The 17,672-nt window shown below is 41.5% G+C and carries 11 protein-coding genes; 7 read left to right on the top strand and 4 right to left on the bottom strand.

Annotated features, from left to right (window positions below; translation table 11 throughout):
• Positions 1-303 (top strand): transposase (locus F988_RS15370; RefSeq protein ID WP_228127716.1); only part of this gene is annotated, 303 nt, incomplete at its 5' end.
• Positions 304-584: 281 nt separating this feature from the next.
• On the opposite strand, the gene F988_RS04310 is transcribed toward F988_RS15370, so the two are convergent.
• The 4 genes from F988_RS04310 to F988_RS04295 all read right to left on the bottom strand — a co-directional run bounded on the left by F988_RS04310 (position 585) and on the right by F988_RS04295 (position 5,423).
• Positions 585-1,358, bottom strand: a complete 774-nt coding sequence (locus F988_RS04310) for a DODA-type extradiol aromatic ring-opening family dioxygenase (protein ID WP_004681300.1) — start codon at positions 1,356-1,358, stop codon at positions 585-587.
• Positions 1,359-1,464: 106 nt separating this feature from the next.
• A complete protein-coding gene (rlmH, locus tag F988_RS04305; RefSeq protein ID WP_004681298.1) occupies positions 1,465-1,944 on the bottom strand; it encodes a 23S rRNA (pseudouridine(1915)-N(3))-methyltransferase RlmH in 480 nt (159 codons plus the stop codon).
• A 316-nt stretch (positions 1,945-2,260) separates the two neighbouring features.
• Positions 2,261-4,690 carry an endopeptidase La gene (lon, locus tag F988_RS04300; protein WP_004681296.1) on the bottom strand — a complete coding sequence of 810 codons (2,430 nt, stop codon included), beginning with the start codon at positions 4,688-4,690 and terminating at the stop codon, positions 2,261-2,263.
• A gap of 145 nt (positions 4,691-4,835) precedes the next feature.
• On the bottom strand, positions 4,836-5,423 hold the full coding sequence (locus F988_RS04295; RefSeq protein WP_004681294.1) for a 5-formyltetrahydrofolate cyclo-ligase: 588 nt from the start codon (positions 5,421-5,423) through the stop codon (positions 4,836-4,838).
• A 205-nt stretch (positions 5,424-5,628) separates the two neighbouring features.
• On the opposite strand from F988_RS04295, the gene F988_RS04290 reads away from it, so the two are divergent.
• From F988_RS04290 to F988_RS04265, 6 genes are all read left to right on the top strand, one after another.
• Entirely contained in the window at positions 5,629-6,657 is a 1,029-nt protein-coding gene (locus tag F988_RS04290; RefSeq protein ID WP_081399038.1) for an IS701 family transposase, read from the top strand.
• 145 nt (positions 6,658-6,802) lie between these two features.
• Complete coding sequence (locus tag F988_RS04285; protein ID WP_004681291.1) at positions 6,803-10,573, top strand: DUF4132 domain-containing protein; 3,771 nt, start codon at positions 6,803-6,805, stop codon at positions 10,571-10,573.
• A gap of 14 nt (positions 10,574-10,587) precedes the next feature.
• A complete protein-coding gene (locus F988_RS04280) occupies positions 10,588-11,679 on the top strand; it encodes an ATP-binding protein (protein WP_033198088.1) in 1,092 nt (363 codons plus the stop codon).
• The gene (locus F988_RS04275) at positions 11,676-14,171 is read left to right on the top strand and encodes a DUF5682 family protein (RefSeq protein ID WP_004681288.1); all 2,496 of its coding nucleotides are present in this window, start codon (positions 11,676-11,678) and stop codon (positions 14,169-14,171) included. Before F988_RS04280 ends, F988_RS04275 begins: the two co-directional genes overlap by 4 nt.
• The gene (locus tag F988_RS04270; RefSeq protein WP_004681287.1) at positions 14,171-15,307 is read left to right on the top strand and encodes a VWA domain-containing protein; all 1,137 of its coding nucleotides are present in this window, start codon (positions 14,171-14,173) and stop codon (positions 15,305-15,307) included. Before F988_RS04275 ends, F988_RS04270 begins: the two co-directional genes overlap by 1 nt.
• Positions 15,304-17,442, top strand: a complete 2,139-nt coding sequence (locus tag F988_RS04265) for an SWIM zinc finger family protein (protein WP_004681286.1) — start codon at positions 15,304-15,306, stop codon at positions 17,440-17,442. The genes F988_RS04270 and F988_RS04265 overlap by 4 nt, the downstream gene beginning before the upstream one ends.
• Positions 17,443-17,672 lie beyond the last annotated feature (230 nt).

Below are 17,672 nucleotides of genomic sequence, written 5' to 3'. Positions count from 1 at the left end.
CTCGCACAAACTAAATTAGCTAAATCAGTGCTAGATGCAAGTTGGACAACACTAAGAACCATGCTCAAGTATAAATGCGAGAACGCAGGGGTATGGTATGAAGAAGTCAATGAATCGTATACCACCCAAACTTGCTCGTGCTGTGGCTCACGCTCCAGTAGTCCGAAAGGTAGAGCAGGCTTAGGAATAAGAGAATGGCAGTGCATGGAGTGCGGTACGCTCCATGATCGGGATGTAAATTCCGCACTGAATATTCTTGCGCTCGGACATGAGCGTCTCGCAGGAGGAATCCCCGTCCTTTAGGTCGGGGAGGATGTCAATTGTGTAATTACGCTGTCAGTTATATTTTGTGCTGATTGGCAGGCTATTAGGGAAAGTGGAAGTAAGGCAAGAACTAAATATTTGATTTTCATGTTCAAAATGACAGTAAATAAATAACAGTGTTAAGCTTAAAGTATTCTTAAAAAAGAGCATGTAGTACGTTTAGGTATTCAGTTTGCTAAATGTATTTATTTGTAATATTCCAGCAATTATGGCCTTATGGATGGGACGATGATGACCGTCCCTTTTTACGATATGAAATTTTAATCAAACCGATAAATATCCATGCCCAGTGAACCCATTGAAAAACTGCTATGTACGATCGTAAAACGATGACCTGTCCCCATCGCAAAAAACAGTGGGGCAAAATGTTCAAGTGTGGGATGGTTGCGCTGGACATAGGGTAATGATGGCCAATCCAGCACCGCATCATAGTTCTGGTGGGTCAATTTGCTCACCACTGCATTTCTGAATGTACTGGCCCAGATCGGCACATCTGTAGGGTTGTGCCATGATAGCTCAGCCAGATTGTGGGTGATACTGCCTGAACCAATCAACAGGATTTGTTGATCACGTAATGGTGCAAGCGTTTGCCCGATTTTGTAAATTTCATCCGCATTCATGTGAATTGGCAGGGAAATTTCAATCACAGGAATATCTGCCTCTGGATACATATGTAACAACGGCATCCATACGCCGTGATCGCGTGGACGGGTGCTGTTTGCGTGGGCCGCAATATCTGCTTCTGCAAATAAACTCAGTATTTCCTCGGCCAACTTTGGCGCGCCTGCCGCAGGGTAATGAATCTGATACAGTTCAGGTGGGAAGCCGCGAAAGTCGTGCCAGGTTTGTGGTCGAGTGGAGGTGCTGACTTCCAGCGCCTGACTTTCCCAATGCGCTGACATCACCACAATGGCCTTGGGCTTTGGCAGATTGCTGCTTAGGCGATATAGGGCAGGACCAACCTGCTCAGGATCAAGTGCGAGCATTGGCGAACCATGAGAGATAAATAACCCTGGTAAAGTTTGCAAGTTCATAACAGCGCACCTGATTGGAGAGACCTGATTATCGTGACAAATTCTTTAAAGGAATGACAGTAGTTAAACTTCAACATATTGTTCTAAAATCAGAACAAGTATAGCGCTATGCCCGATGATAAGGATGGTTATGGTTAATGCTCATCGCACGATACAGTTGTTCAATAAGCAAGATACGCACCATGGGATGGGGCATGGTGAGCTTGGACAATGACCAGTGCCAGGCCGCTGCCTGACGTACCGCTTCGGAATGGCCATCTGGGCCACCAATGGCAAGTGCGATGTCATTGCCCTCTAGCATCCATTGCTTCATGGTGTCTGCCAGCTTTTCAGTGCTGAGTTCGCGCCCGCCGACTTCTAAAGCGATCAATGTCTCATTTGGCTTGAGGGCATTCAAAATACTTTCACCCTCAATTTGACAGTATTTTAGGATATCTGCCTCAGAGTCATTTTTTCCACGTTTCGCCATAGGCAGCTCAATCACCTGAGTCTGTACAAAGGGCTGGATACGTTTGAAGTAATCTTCAAAGCCAGTGAGTACCCAGGCAGGCATTTTTTGACCAATGGTGAGAATACGAATTTTCATAGGATTGTTTAAATCGATAGATTCAGCACATTATAAATGCTGCTGGTTGTCATGGGATGGTGCAAACGGTTTATCTTGTCATAAAAGATACAAAATAGCGGATTATTCTCTCCATAAAAAACGCAGCTCAACATGCGTATGAGCTGCGATCAAAGTGCCATCTGTCTGGAGTTCAGATGGCACTAAAATGAGTTCATGAGTCAAGTTTGGCCTTTGTTTTGTCGACTCCATTTCATTATGCAATATACTGGTTATTTTTCAACCAAAATATGTAACAAAAAAAGAGAGCCGAAGCTCTCTTTAATTTTTTCAAGGATTAGTGACGTGCAGCCTTTGCTTCTTCCACTGGTTTTACAATCGGTGTTTTCGGCAAAGGTTTTGGTGTATCCGTCAAAGCCAAAGGCAGGATTTCATCAATGCTTTTCACAGCTTTGATTTCTAAACCTTCTTTCACATTTTCTGGAATCTCAGCCAAGTCACGGACGTTATCCTGTGGAATGAAGACCAGCTTGATTCCACCACGGTGTGCCGCAAGAAGCTTTTCTTTCAAGCCACCAATACGCATCGCACGACCACCAAGACTTGTTTCACCTGTCATGGCAATGTCTGGACGAATCGGAATACCTGTAAATGCCGATACAAGGGCAGTGGTCAGGGCTAAACCAGCTGATGGGCCATCTTTTGGTGTTGCACCTTCAGGTAAGTGAACATGGACATCAGTTTCATCGAAACGAGATGATTCAATTCCCAATTCATCCGCACGTGTACGAACCACGGTCATTGCTGCGGTAATTGATTCTTTCATTACATCACCGAGTGAACCTGTAGTAATGAATTTACCTTTACCTTTTACGGCAGCAACTTCAATGGTCAGTAACTCACCACCCACCGAAGTCCAAGCCAGGCCATTGACACGACCCACTTGCGCTTCATCTTCAGCAACACCAAAGTCAAACTTGTGTGGACCCAGGTATTCTGGAAGATTTGCAGAAGTCACATCAACCTGTAGGTTTTTAGACTTCTTGCTCACCGCCTCTTTCACAACTTTACGTGCAATTTTAGACACTTCACGTTCAAGGCTACGCACACCAGCTTCACGTGTATAACGTTGTACGATGTCGCGAATGGCTTCTTCATGAATAGTCAGTTCTTTTGCACGTAGACCATTATTTTTAATGGCTTTCGGCACTAAGTAACGCTCAGCAATATTCACTTTTTCATCTTCGGTATAACCCGGTAGACGAATCACTTCCATACGATCCAGTAAAGCTTCTGGAATATTCATGCTGTTCGCAGTACAGATGAACATCACTTCAGACAAGTCCAGATCAAGATCTAAATAGTGATCGTTGAACTTACTGTTCTGTGATGGATCAAGCACTTCAAGCAATGCAGAAGCAGGATCGCCGCGGTAGTCTTGTGCCATCTTATCGATTTCGTCGAGTAAGAACAGTGGGTTCTTAACCCCAACTTTCGTTAAAGACTGTACAATTTTACCTGGCATCGCACCGATATAGGTACGACGGTGACCACGGATTTCAGCTTCGTCACGTACGCCACCGAGGGCCATGCGGACAAACTCACGACCAGTCGCTTTCGCTACTGATTCCCCAAGAGAAGTTTTTCCTACACCTGGAGGGCCGACTAAACACAAGATTGGCCCGCGGAGTTTTTTAACACGCGACTGAACCGCCAGATACTCAACAATACGATCTTTGACGTCATCTAAGCCGTAGTGATCTTCATCAAGAATCTCTTGTGCTTTGGCCAAGTTAATGCTGACTTTGCTCGCCTTATTCCAAGGCGTATCTAAAATGACTTCTAGATAGTTACGAACAACGGCTGCTTCACTGGATGCAGGTTGCATTGCCTTGAGTTTACGGAACTCAGCTTCAGCTTTTTTGCGTACATGTTCAGGTAAATCTGCTTCAGCAAGACGTTTCTCGATTTCCGCAACGTCATCCTCAGCACCACCATTCATATCGGAAAGCTCACGTTGAATAACTTTCATTTTTTCATTTAGAAAGTATTCACGCTGGTTCTTTTCCATTTGACGTTTAACACTGTCATGTAACGTTTGTTCAATTTGCTGTTCAGCAGATTGATTCACCAAATAGCTCATCAACTCTTGCAAATGCGCTTCAAACTCGTCGTGCTCTAAAAAGTTTTGTTTCACTTCAATGTTTAAAGGCACACGGGTCGCAACGAAGAACATCAGTTGTAACAGGTCTTCGATTTTATTAGCTGCTGCAACAAGCTCACGTGCATTGCGTAATTTCGCTTCAGCATATTGAGCGAATAGGGTACGTAATTCGTTTAAGCGAGTTGCTTGAGCTTCCTCATCCAATGGTAATGTAATTGGACTGAGACTGTGCTCGGCAGTCAAGTATTCTTCACCATCAATAATGCGCTCTAATTTAGAACGATGCAGACCTTCAATCAGTACTTTAATGCAGTTTTCATCATTTTCATGATTGACGACCTGTACGATTTTAGCCACGGTTCCATATTGATAGAGGTTATCGTGATCAATTTCTTCTGTAAGCGAATCTTTTTGCGCAACTACAAATACTAAATTGTCACCGTTACGAGCCACATCCACTGCATTGATCGATTTTTCACGACCCACAAATAGCGCAATTTGCATGTGTGGATAGACCACAACATCACGTAATGCTAATAGTGGTAATACACTTGGAACCTGTGGCTCTAAGCTTGATTCATTATTTAAAATATATTCAGACATGGGCACTCCTAATGAGTGACAACGGTGTTGCCATGTTTTTTATAGTGAAGTGCATTTTTAAAATTACAAGGGTTTTAATTTATAAAATATGAAAAAAAGACTAAATTACTCAAGATTGGCGGTTAAAATTAATAAAATTAGCTATTTATCGTTTGAAATAATAAAAATTTTGAGGGGTTAATAATCCATCAATGGGTTGATCCCATTTTTGTCTGAATAAAGGTTCATTTATATATTGAAAAGAATGGGCGAGTCCCAGCCGAAAAGGACGATGTGGGGCAGTTGCCAAAGTACGGTCATAAAATCCACCTCCCATACCGATTCTCGTTCCAAGCTGGTCACAGGCCAATAAAGGCATAATCAGTAAATCCAGGGTGGAAACATGCTGCCCACGCGTTGCCATTGGTTCTTTCATACCGAGAGGATGATGGGAAAAACGTTTATTTAAATATTGATTGGAGCTGATTTTTACCCAAACCAGGTTTTGGTTCATATTACAGATCATGGGTAGATAGACCTGCTTGTTTTTTTGAAAACAGAACTGGATGATTTTTCGGGTATGCACTTCACCAAAGGCGTGTAAATACATGCCAACTTTTTGGGCTGACTTGAACTGTGGCAAATATCTGAGTCGATTTAAAACCTGTTGTTCAGCTTTCTTTTGTTCATAAGGAGAAAGTCGCTTTCTTTTTAGGCGAAGCTGTTTTCTTAATGGGTTTAAAAGCTGGTTCATGAGATTTGAAATGATTTTCTTTTGAAGAATGATACCCGATTTTGGCGAGATTCTTGAATATGGAACTGAATAATTAGATCGGGTTCTTATGGAAAGCAGGATGAGTTGTGCGACATAAATTGTCGCCTAAATGTCTTAAGTTTACAATTTAGGACTTACGCATTGACGGATTCAAAAAAGTATTAAAATAGTTTATAAAGTATCTGTGATCAGACGAACTAAACATGCTTCTACAGCAACTTGTACATTACCCATTTATATGGGCTTTCTCATGACAGAACCGAACTCTATTAGCTGCACACAACTTGCCGAGACTTATAATATCTCGCATGATAGTGTAAATCGCTTTCTAGAGCGTGAAGACTACACACCTCACGACCTATATCAAGAAGCAATTCAACATATTGATAATAATAAACTTATAGTCAGTATTGATGATACTGTTTTAGATAAACCATATAGTCAACATATGGACTTAGTTAGCTATTTTTGGTCAGGCAAACACCACCGATCCGTCAAGGGTATTAATCTCATTACCTTGTATGCGACAGATCAGAATGGTCAAAATATTCCAATTAATTTCCGAATTTATGACAAATCTGAGGGTAAAACCAAGAATGATTACTTTATGGATATGTTAAGTGAAGTACTTAGTTGGGGTGCAAAGATTCAATTTATTACAGGTGATAGTTGGTATTCATCGACTGCAAATCTAAAAACCATAAGAAAACATGGTATTCGATTTATGTTTGGTATCGACTGTAACCGTAAGGTTTCCCCAGAAAAAGGACAATGGTTTCAACTGCGTTTATTGCCAGATTTCCATCAGGGTCAAGTGGTCTGGCTCAAAGATTTTGGCTTTGTACAATTATTTAAGACTCAGTTAAAAGAACAGCAGAGGTTTTATATTGTGCATCAAGATGAAGATGATTTATTGTCCTTTGAGGGTTTTCATGAATTACATTCAAGTCATTGGAAAATAGAACAATATCACCGAGTGATTAAACAGGTTTGTCATATTGAAAAGTTTCAAGTAAGACGATCTAAACTGATTTTGAATCATATTTTTTCAGCCTTGATGGCCTACGTCGAGATACAAAAGAACCAGTTTGAGGGGATCTTTGAAAATGTATATCATTGGCAGAAGAAATTATTTAGACCAATGATCAAAAACTTCATTGATGACTTTATTCTCGATAAAAATCATCTGCTACCACAGAGAGTCTATAAATAACAGTGCGTAAGTCCTAAATTTATTAAATAAAGAATAATAATTGATGAGTAGAATAGCGTTATTAGGAATCTTTAATAAAAGCCAGATATATATTTTTTAAAATTAAAGATTAAGTAAATAATTGGGGAAAATAAGAGGCCATTCAATGTTTGAAAGTATTAAGAATAAAGTGAATCAGTTGATCAACCCACAAGGGCAAAATTCATTGGATTCAGAAACCTTGGCTTTAATCAACACAATTGTTGAACCTTTGGCACAGGTGGATGCAGCATTGCCGAATCAGGTTTTAAACTATATTGTAAATGGACAAAACCCTGAAGTTTTAATGACCTTACAACAACAAGCGACAGATAAAGCCTGTGCATTGTTGGGTAGTCCTGGCACTTATGGCTGGTTTTGGCCCTCTTCAGAATTGACTAAAGCTCAGGAGAAATTATGCAAAGCTTCCCAAAACGCACGTTATAAGCTGTATATCAATATTTTTTCAAAACTCAGCAGCGAACAGATTATCCGTTATGGCAAGTTTTTGGAAGCAGCCACTCAACAACGAAATTACTCTCAATTGTCTAAACAAACCCCTGTATGGTTCGGTTACGTTTTGGTCGATGGTTTATTAACCAGTTTTAACCATCAAAGTTTTGATGATCGCCAGAAAAAGTCACATCGTGATCTTTGGACACTGGCAGTACTCAAACAACTGTATTTATCTGAGCCTGAAAATAATATTGAGGGTTTTATTGCAACCTTATTTGAGCGAGATGGGGTTAATAATTATCACCATGATCAGCTTAACGTTTTATTTAAACTTTCCGATAGTGTCGTATTTTTCAATGAACATGCCCAACAGGTTCGGGAGATTTTACCGAAGCTGTCTGCCGCAGCACAGGGGATTTTTTTAGAATTTATTGCTCAACATTCAGACTTATTGCAACAACAAACTGAGCTGATGATTATGCTTGCGCTTAGTTCAAGTAAAACTGTTCGTGAACAGGCAACCGTATTGTTGTCGCAGCTTAATCAGACAGAAAGTCAGCAATATTTGCAACATTTTCTGTTGAATGGTGAGAGCAAACAGCGCAGTTTTGCGGCGGATTTACTGGCGCGTCTGGGTGAGCAAAACCGAGACATTTTGCAACAAGCCGCAGACAGTGAAAAATTAAAATCAGTACAAGTGCTGATTATTGCTGCTTTACAACGGCTTGAGAGCTTGCAGCAGGTGGTTGAGGTTGATTATACCTTACCTGAAATTAAGGCGATTGAAACGCAGGATATTCCAGAAAGTTTTATCCCAATCATTGTGGAAAACTATCAAGCATTACTGGAAAAAGCCAGACTACGTGCTGAGCAAGAAATCGAAGATAATAAAACAGCCTCTTATAAAAGCACTTGGGCGCAAAGTAATTACAAAGACCTGCAAAAACTCAAAATAGAGCAGATGAGCCAGCAGTTGTTTTCCACAATTAATGGCAAGAAAAGAACCCAGATACACGGTGATCATTATAATATCCTGACCCACCAGAATAAGCTGCAAAATCTGCCTGAGTATGGTCTGGAACATGCGCTACGTTTAAGTTATCACGGACGAAACTGGATTAACTGGAATGAACTTTTCAATAGTTTGCTAAAACCACATCATTATGAAAATCTTGAGTTGCGTCAGCTTGAACAGTTGATGAAACAGTTGGGTTTTGAAAAGCCTGCGCGTATGATTGCCGAGAGTTATTTAGAGAACTATTACTATGAAAACTTGAGTAGTTATATTGCAGATGATGACAAGGTTGTTCCATTTTTTGTGGAGCATATTGATCTGATTGCTGAAGCATTGGGTTTATCACCTGATAAAAGTGAATCACGCTACCATGGTTTTGAGCCTTTACATGCAATTGGTGTATTGCAACGTTTCCCACAATTGCCAAAACAGTTTATTCCTCGTTTACTTGAGTTTGCTCTGGGGGATGGAAAACGTTTACGTTTTGATGCTCAGGAAGTATTGAGAAAACTCCCTGATATCCATTTACGTGCGATTGAAGCGCTGGAAAATGGTAAACAGGAAATTCGTATTACCGCGATTGAATGGTTGGCCCGTTTACAGCATCAAGCCGCTGTGCCTGCCTTATATGCGTTGTTGGAAAAAGAGAAAAAAGAAGTTGTTATTGCTGCAATTCTGACAGCTTTGGAGCAATTAGGTGAAGATATCAGTCGTTATCTTTCACCTGAAAGTTTGCTGAAAGATGCTGAAAAAGGACTAAAAGGTAAAATTGCCAGTAGCTTTATCTGGTTTGATTTACTGCATTTACCTCAAGTCCAATGGCAGGATGGAACGACAGTTGATCCCAAAATTATTCAGTGGTGGGTAATTTTAGCGGATAAATTAAAAGATCCGATTCCAAATGCCTTGTTACAGCGTTATATGGGGCTGTTGAATGAAAAGAGTCAACAGATATTTTCGCTACATTTACTACAAAGCTTTATTTATCAGGATACACGTAATCCAACTTTAGAAGAGGCGATGGAGGTTGCCACTAAAGAAGCGCCAAGTCGGTTGGCATCCTATCAGGACTCATTTAAGCGTTGGGGACAAAAGTACCCTGAATATTATGGACGTTATGAGCACATCACGTTAGAAGAAGTGGTTGAGGAAATTAAACGTGAACGTCTGGCAATTTATTTAGGCTCTGCCATCAAAAGTAAGGGCATGCTGGCACTCACCTTTAAAACACAAGGCAGTGTTGCGGTGAAATTGTTGCAGGATTATATGAAGCAACACTATCAACGTCGTGCGCAAATTGAAGCAATGTTGAGTGGTTTTTCAGTCAGTGATGATCCACTCATGATTCAATTGCTGCTCAGTCTTTCACGTCGTTATCGTACTGCATCAGTTCAAACTCTGGCAAAACAACTGGTTGAGCAAATTGCTGAGCGTAATCAATGGAGCAGTGATGAGTTGGCAGATCGTACCATCCCGACCGCAGGTTTGGATGATGCGGGTGTACTGAGTTTAGAATATGGTTCACGGATTCTAACTGCTTATGTGGATGAAAAAGATAAATTTGTACTGAAAAATGAAGATGGCAAGATCATCAAAAGCCTACCTGCTGCACGACAAGGCGATGATGAAAGCCTAATCAAGGAAGCGAAATCATTGTTCAGCAGCAGTAAGAAAGAATTTAAACAGGTCATTGATTTACAGACACAGCGTCTATATGAGGCGATGTGTAGTGAACGTGTATGGAGCAGTGCAGACTGGCAAGAATACCTGTTTGCACATCCGATTATGAAGCGTTTGATTCAACGTTTGGTTTGGTTGGAAATTTCTACAGAGGGTGAGATTCTACACAGTTTCCGTCCGAGTGATGATGGCAGTCTGTTAAATCTGGAAGATGATGAAATTGAATTGTCGGCAGATAGCCAGATTAAAATTGCGCATGTGGTTTTGATTAGTGCTGAGGATGCTGAGGCATGGCAAGCACATTTTAAAGACTATAAAGTGAAGTTTCTGTTTGAACAAATGACACACCAGCTTCCTGTTTTTGAAGCACAGGCTGAAATCATTGAAGATCGTAAAGGTTGGTTAACCGATACCTTTACCTTGCGTGGTGTGATCACTAAGCTGGGCTATCAACGTGCTTCGATTGAAGATGGCGGCTCCTTTGATAGTTACTTTAAGCCATTTAGTCAAATCGGTTTATCTGCGGTGATTCGTTTTAGTGGTAGCTATGTGCCTGAAGAAAATCTTGCAGCCGTTTTATATGACCTGAGTTTTGAGAAAAAAAATGTGCGTTCGTGGCGTGACAGTGGGATGAATCTGGCAGATGTTCCCCCTGTGTTGTTGGCTGAGACCTATGCAGATTATTTAAAGGTTGCTGAGGCATGTTCTGGTTTTGATCCTGAATGGCAGAAGAAAACGCCGTGGTAGAAAATGGTAAAAATATGAATCAACAAGACATTATTAAACTCAGTGCCGAACAACGTTTTGCAGAAGAACTGGCAACATTAACTGAGCATGACCATGCACCCAAGCCACAAGGTTGGTTACGTTCACCACGTGCAGTACGCCAATTTATTCTTGGTGATGAAAAACTTGCCATCAGCCGTAAATTTTATGGTGATGATGCCTTGGTAGATCGAGCTATTGTCACTTTATTGGGAAAACAAGGTTTGATGTTAGTGGGCGAGCCTGGTACAGCAAAATCTATGCTTTCTGAGTTGTTAGCAGCTGCGATTAGCGGTGATTCTGGACTGACCATTCAGGGGACAGCGGGAACAACCGAAGACCATTTAAAATACTCATGGAACTATGCCTTATTACTTGCAGAGGGTCCAAATGAAAAATCTTTGGTGCCATCGCCTGTGTATCAAGCCATGCAACAAGGCAAGATTATTCGTTTTGAGGAAATCACCCGTTGTCCACCTGAAATTCAGGATGTGTTGGTTTCATTGATGTCTGAAAAGACCATGATGATTCCTGAGTTAGGTGAGCAAGGTCGTGTTTATGCCAAAGCAGGATTTAATATTATTGCCACTGCCAACTTGCGGGATCGGGGGGTGCATGAGATGTCCTCGGCATTGAAACGTCGTTTTAATTTTGAAACCGTTCGCCCGATTGCCGATCCTGTGTTTGAGCGTGAATTAGTATTGACTCAGTTAAAACGTGAGTTAGGCGATTTATCTGATCAGATTCAAATGTCTGAATCTGTGGTCGATCTACTGGTCACCGTTTTCCAGGAGTTACGCCAAGGCACAACCAAAGATGGTACGTCGATTAAAACGCCTGACGCGGTGATGTCGACAGCGGAAGCGGTGAATATTGCCTATGCTGCTGCTTTAGAGGGCTATTATCTGGGTGATCAATCCTTGAGTGGGGCTGCGATTGCGAGGCAGTTGATTGGCGTGGTGCTCAAAGATAATGCAGATGATGCCAAACGGATGCGTTTTTATATGGATAATGTGGCACGTGAACGGGCGAAACTGGATGCTACTTGGAAAGCTTTTTTTGATGCTGGAAAGACGTTTTGGCAATGACGATACCTCAACGCTTACAACACGCCCTCGCATGGCAAAAGGATTTGGCTGAAAGGGGGATTCATTTTTTACCAATTCGCCATCATAGTCCAGCGTGTGCCTACGCTACTTTACAAGCCTTACAGCAGTTGCAGGCTAGGCATGTGTTGATTGAGGCACCACGTTCGTTTAATCGTTTAATTGCAGATTTACAGCATCCAGAAAGTCAGCCACCATTGGCTGTGTTGTGTCAAACCGAAATCATTGAACAGAATGTTGATGCTGTAAATGGGGAAACCGTTGAGCAGAAACAAACCCGTACGGCCTATTATCCATTTTGTGATTATTCACCTGAATGGGCAGCGCTGCGTTATGCGCCAGAAATTAATGCCCAGGTTGAGTTTATTGATTTGGCATGGAGCAGTCAGGTTGAGCATGAATTACAAACCTTTGCTAAACAAACTTGGCAAAGCCGAAGCTTACAACAAGAACGCTATTTAGGGCATAGCCAGTATTTACAAGCTTTAGTGCATAAGTTGCATTGCCGTAACCATGATGAACTTTGGGATCATCTATTTGAGCTAAAGTCCAAAAAAGAGATGAATGACTGGCAAAACTTTTTTCATGAGGTTCTGGTCTGGTGTGCCATGTCTCGTCTGGACTATGAAGACAGTGTCTTGGAAGCTGATGCCTCTCTGGTTCGTGAACAATGTATGTTGCAGAGCATTTTAGAGTGCTATGAGAATAATAAGGGCACAATCTGTGTTATTACAGGTGGTTTCCACACTTTAGCTTTAATTGAGGAATTAGCTAAACAACTGTTATCTGAAAAACCAAAAAAGATCAAAAAAATAAAGTCAGCTGATCAGAATGATCAAGCTTGGCTGATTCGTTATAGTTTTGATCGCCTTGATGCCTTAAATGGTTATGCTTCAGGTATGCCATCGCCCGCTTTTTATCAGCGTTGTTGGCAGCAAATGATGGATGACTCTGCAAATGATGTTGAACAACGGCAAGCCTTAACTGTTGAGTTGCTTTCTGACTTTTCAAGACAATTGCGTGAGCAGCAGATTCTGGACAGTAGTTTTATTACCATTAAAAATGCCACTGAACAGGCGATGAGGTTAGCCAGTTTAAGAGAGCATCATCTCATTAGCCGTTTTGACTTGATAGATGCTTGCCAGAGTAGTTTTGTCAAAGGCAGTTTAGACGAGGGACAGCAAGCCTTTCAGCATTTACTGCGCCAGATTTTAAGTGGGGCTCGTTTAGGGCAGGTGGTTCAATCTACTCAAACGCCGCCACTCTTGGCACAAGTTTATGAGTTGGCCAAAATCCATCGTTTTAAACTAGACGAAACCAGCAGCAAACGCACGAAACTGGATGTATTCCGTAATCAAAAACATCGATTGCGCAGTCGATTTTTGCATTTGCTGGAATTTTTACAAGTCGGTTTTGCCAAATCAGTTAGTGGCCCTGATTTCTTGGGCGGTGGACGTTTACATTTGCTGTTTGAAGAATGGGACTATGCATGGACTCCGCATGTTGAAGCGCAATTGATTGGATTGTCAGAATTAGGAAGTGATCTCAATACCATCGCAGTACAGAAGTTACTGCAACTCAAAGAGACTTTTTCTCAGTCTGGACAAGGGCGATCTTCTCATCTTGCAGTACAGCTTTTAATTCGTGCAGCATTGATGGGATTACATAAACAAATTCCAATTCTTTTTGCCGAAATTCAACAATATTTACCCAATGATCCTGATCTGGACTCGGTCATTCAATGCGGGCAAAAACTATTAAATTTATGGATAGGTAAGGATTTTTTGGCTTTCCAACAGCAGCCTGAACTAAAAGGGTTGTTAGAACAGGTGATTCCAAGTGCCTTGTTTTTGCTTTCACAATTGGCAACGCCGCCCGCAGATCAACAGCAGCAGATTCTCAATCAAGTGTTGCAGTTACGCAATTTGTCTAAACAGATTCAGCGCGTAGTGGAGGGTGAAGCGGATTGGTTGACACAGTTCTATGAAACCCTGGCGCGTTTACATACCGATTGGCAAAAGCTAGATATATTGGCAGGTGCAGTGGATGCCTTACGTTTTATTGATGGTGATTTGACCGAACAAAACCTACAACAATCGATTCAGCAGCATTTTGGCATCGGTGCAAGCCCTGAACATGCAGTGGCCTATCTATCTGGCATGATGCAAAGCGCCCCTGAATTATTATTGCGTTATCCTGCTATGGCAAAGTTACTTAATCAGCTTTTATTGCAGTGGGATGAAGCTACTTTTGTCGCGATTCTGCCTGATCTACGCCAAGCATTTACCTATTTTAAACCAAAAGAAACCGCAGCTTTTGCGGAACAAATTGCACAGTTGAATGATGTTTCAAGTCTGGATATTTCTCAATATATGAGTGAGGTATCACAGGCTGAAATGTTGCAAGGTGTGCAGTTGAATCAACAGCTACAGCAGTTTTTAGTCGATCAAAATTTACAAGGTTGGTTAGCGTAATGGGTGATTCAAATTCTAAAGACCTTGCAGCCCGTTGGCGTTTAATTTTAGGTCGTTATAGCGATCGAGCATTAAATCAGGTACAACTCGATGCAGAACAACTTCGCTTGGAACGAACCCTTGATTATTTATACAACCGAGAGTATGAACAGCGCGGACATGTAGCAGGAGAATCACGTCATGGTTCACTTGATGATTCACAACTTACTGCAATTAACTGGCTCAATCAGGCACGCAAACTATTTCCACAAAGTACCTTTGAGCGTGTACAGACCCAGGCAGTTGAGCGGTATCAGTTAGATGCCTTGCTTAAAGACCCACAAAGTTTAAAAAGTCTGGAACCGACACCACAGTTGGCAAAAGCATTATTGACCATGCGTGGGCGAATGAATGCACAAACCCGAGATGCTGTTCGAGAGATCATTAAAACGGTGGTGGAGCAGATTGTTGCACGCTTAAAACCGAATTTTATCAATGCGATTCATGGTCGTCGTAACCGTTTTCGTCGTTCATTGGTTGCCAATAGTCAGAACTTCGACTGGCGGCGTACCATTCGGGAAAATCTAAAACATTATAACCATGATCTAAATAAGCTGATTATTCAACAGCCATTCTTCAATGCACGGGTACAGCGTCATTTACCCTGGACGGTGGTGTTATGTGTCGATCAAAGTGGTTCGATGATGAACTCGGTGATGTATAGCGCGATTTGTGCCAGTATTTTGGCGAGCTTACCTGCTGTTAAAGTTTATCTCGTATTATTTGATACCAATATTGTGGACTTGTCGCATATGGCGCATGACCCTGTTGAGGTATTGCTAACGGTGCAGTTGGGCGGTGGAACAGACATTGCCAAAGCAGTGAATTATTGTGAACGTTTTGTGACTCAACCCAATCGGACCATTTTTACTTTGATTAGTGATTTTGAAGAGGGCGGTTCAGTGGCGCATTTGCTTAATGCGATCAGTCGCTTGCAAAGCCAGCAGGTAAAATTACTGGGCTTGGCCGCTTTGGATGAACAGGCAAATCCAGTGTATGACATTCAGATGGCACAAAAACTGAATGAACGCGGCATGTCTGTGGCAGCTTTAACCCCTGAACATTTTGCTGAATGGATGGCAGAGGTGATGCAATGAGCTGGCAACAACAATATTTGGCTTATGATCAAGATAGCCTTGCAACCTATGCCAATGCGGGGCTGGTACGCCGTGCCTTAAAGGATATTGAAGCGGAAAAGGTGATTTTACAGAATGAACAAGCTGAACGGATCACGATTGAAAGTGATGGTCAACAAGTTTGTTTATCGGCTACAGGTTTAGTCAACGCATCATGTACTTGTCCTGCAACAGGTGCATGTAAGCATATCGTTGCCGCAGTGCTGTATTTACAACAACATTTACAAAACCCAGCTCAACAACAGATCGAAAATCAGACACAAGATACACCTGAATTGGTTGAGATTTCGGTTGTTTCATTTAGTGAACAGCCTCAAGTAAGTTTAAATAAACCCAATCTTATTGAAGAGATTCTTGTATTTGATTTAAATCAACTTGCCAAAAAAATAGGCAAAGCTCAAACCCAAAAAGCGATTAAATTGGCTCGTCTTTGGCAGCAAGAACAGCAAACCGATCTATTGGATGAAGAATATCGCTTAAAGATTCGAATTAGGAGTTTGGCTGAGGACATCATCTATGTTGCAGGAGCTGGTTTTACAGGCATGCTGTCTAATCTGGAAAAAGATCAATCAGCCTATTATCTAGCCGCTTTAAGTGAAGTTCAGCGTCTGCAAGGAAAATTGTGGGCTGAACTGGAATTGCGTGAAGCAGAGAACCCTGCAATTTTAACTGAGAGTGAACGCCAGTTTATTGTTGAATTAAAAGATGATCTGGCACAGTTACTCGAATTTGGTCTATCCCATGTCAATGAGATGACTGCACGTCAACTGCATTTACTCAATATGTCCGCACGAAGTGAATCATTACCACGTCTAGCTGCAATGTTAAGACAACTCAGCGGGCAGGTGGGCCGACTGTTAAATCGTGATGAGCACAGTTCAGAACATGATACGCTACTGTATTTGGCACAGATGAGTGCTTATCTCTATCGGTTGGAACATGCACAAGGTGAACAGCTATTAAAATTGAGAGGGAAGCTGCGACAGCATTATCAGCTCGATGAAGAACAAGCTGATTTGCAGCTTTTACCTTTAGGCGCACGTTGGTGGCGGACGCTTGGGGGAGCACGTGGGATGAGCCTGTATTTTTCAGAATTGGAAAATCCTAAAACTTTTGAAGTCACTTTGGCGCGTGCTGAAAATAATGATCCCAACTTTACCCGTCATAATGCATGGTCACAGCAAAGTATCTGGATGTTAACTGCTCAACAACTGATGCAGAAAAAAGTACGTTTACAACAGCCTCGGTTTGGTGAAGATGGACGGTTATCTGCCGCAGGGACAAGTCGTGCCTTGCCTTTAAATAGCCTAAGTAAAATTGATGATTTTAGTCTTTACCAACAGATCGGATTCAATGATTGGCAGACATTACAGCAGCATTGGCAGCAACAGTTACAGACTATAGACGGAATTAATCAAACGATACTTCTTAATATCTCTGCTTATGACAGCCCAAAAGTAGATGAGATTGAACAATGCTTATGGTGGACGGTTTATGACCAAAACCGATCAACATTGCATATGCGTTTGGACTGGAAAACACAAGACTTAGAGAAAATTCGTCAGCTTGAACGCTTATGTACCCAAATGGTACAGGTCCACTCTATTTTTGCGTACTGCCAAATTAAAGGGCATCAACTGGTTTTATTACCGATGAGTTTATTAATCACTCAAAATGGCAAGACTCGACTGTTTAACCTTGATTTTGACCAATTGGCTGAACCAAAAAAAACTTTAAAAGAAAGTATCGTTGGACGTATTGAGCAACTGTTGGCGAAGAAAAAACAGCAGCAAGCTAAATTTGCTTCAACTCAAATCAGCTTGAGCCAGAAAGTGTGTGAACCGATTTTGGAGGTATTGCTTGGTCTTGGTTGTTCAGGGCGTATGTTGCTGAGTGCTTCGCAGGTTGAAATACTACAGCAGCAACGACAGTTGGCACAGGATGCGGGAATGAGCCTTTTAGTTAGACAAATCAGCTTAATTTTGGATACTTCTCAACTAAATTCAGCGATGCTTTTACGTTTGGTCTATGTGTGTGAGTTGGTTTTAAGAATGCAGGTTTTTTTGCCAATACAATTAAATATTGATAATAAATAGGACTTACGCACTGTTATTTATAGACTCTCTGTGGTAGAAGATGATTTTTATCGAGAATAAAGTCATCAATGAAGTTTTTGATCATTGGTCTAAATAATTTCTTCTGTAAGCGTCCGCTGAACCCCATGGCTATTGTTTAATTTTAGTCTGATTATCAATCACATAAGCAGGCATCGCTTGCTGAGTTAGGGTGTCTTCAGCGGACGCTTACCTATTTTTTCAAAAATGAA

It is taken from the genome of Acinetobacter parvus DSM 16617 = CIP 108168 (assembly GCF_000368025.1).
GTDB lineage: Bacteria > Pseudomonadota > Gammaproteobacteria > Pseudomonadales > Moraxellaceae > Acinetobacter > Acinetobacter parvus.
Note: the sequence above shows the minus strand (reverse complement) of the source record. Positions and strands in the feature narration are given on the sequence as shown.

What these genes read in the sequence shown, in the direction of transcription:
- lon (WP_004681296.1), bottom strand. Translation starts at nt 4,690, where the DNA reads ATGTCTGAATATATTTTAAATAATGAATCAAGCTTAGAGCCACAGGTT.
- F988_RS04280 (WP_033198088.1), top strand. Translation starts at nt 10,588, where the DNA reads ATGAATCAACAAGACATTATTAAACTCAGTGCCGAACAACGTTTTGCA.
- F988_RS04275 (WP_004681288.1), top strand. Translation starts at nt 11,676, where the DNA reads ATGACGATACCTCAACGCTTACAACACGCCCTCGCATGGCAAAAGGAT.
- F988_RS04310 (WP_004681300.1), bottom strand. Translation starts at nt 1,358, where the DNA reads ATGAACTTGCAAACTTTACCAGGGTTATTTATCTCTCATGGTTCGCCA.
- F988_RS04285 (WP_004681291.1), top strand. Translation starts at nt 6,803, where the DNA reads ATGTTTGAAAGTATTAAGAATAAAGTGAATCAGTTGATCAACCCACAA.
- F988_RS04270 (WP_004681287.1), top strand. Translation starts at nt 14,171, where the DNA reads ATGGGTGATTCAAATTCTAAAGACCTTGCAGCCCGTTGGCGTTTAATT.
- F988_RS04265 (WP_004681286.1), top strand. Translation starts at nt 15,304, where the DNA reads ATGAGCTGGCAACAACAATATTTGGCTTATGATCAAGATAGCCTTGCA.
- F988_RS04295 (WP_004681294.1), bottom strand. Translation starts at nt 5,423, where the DNA reads ATGAACCAGCTTTTAAACCCATTAAGAAAACAGCTTCGCCTAAAAAGA.
- rlmH (WP_004681298.1), bottom strand. Translation starts at nt 1,944, where the DNA reads ATGAAAATTCGTATTCTCACCATTGGTCAAAAAATGCCTGCCTGGGTA.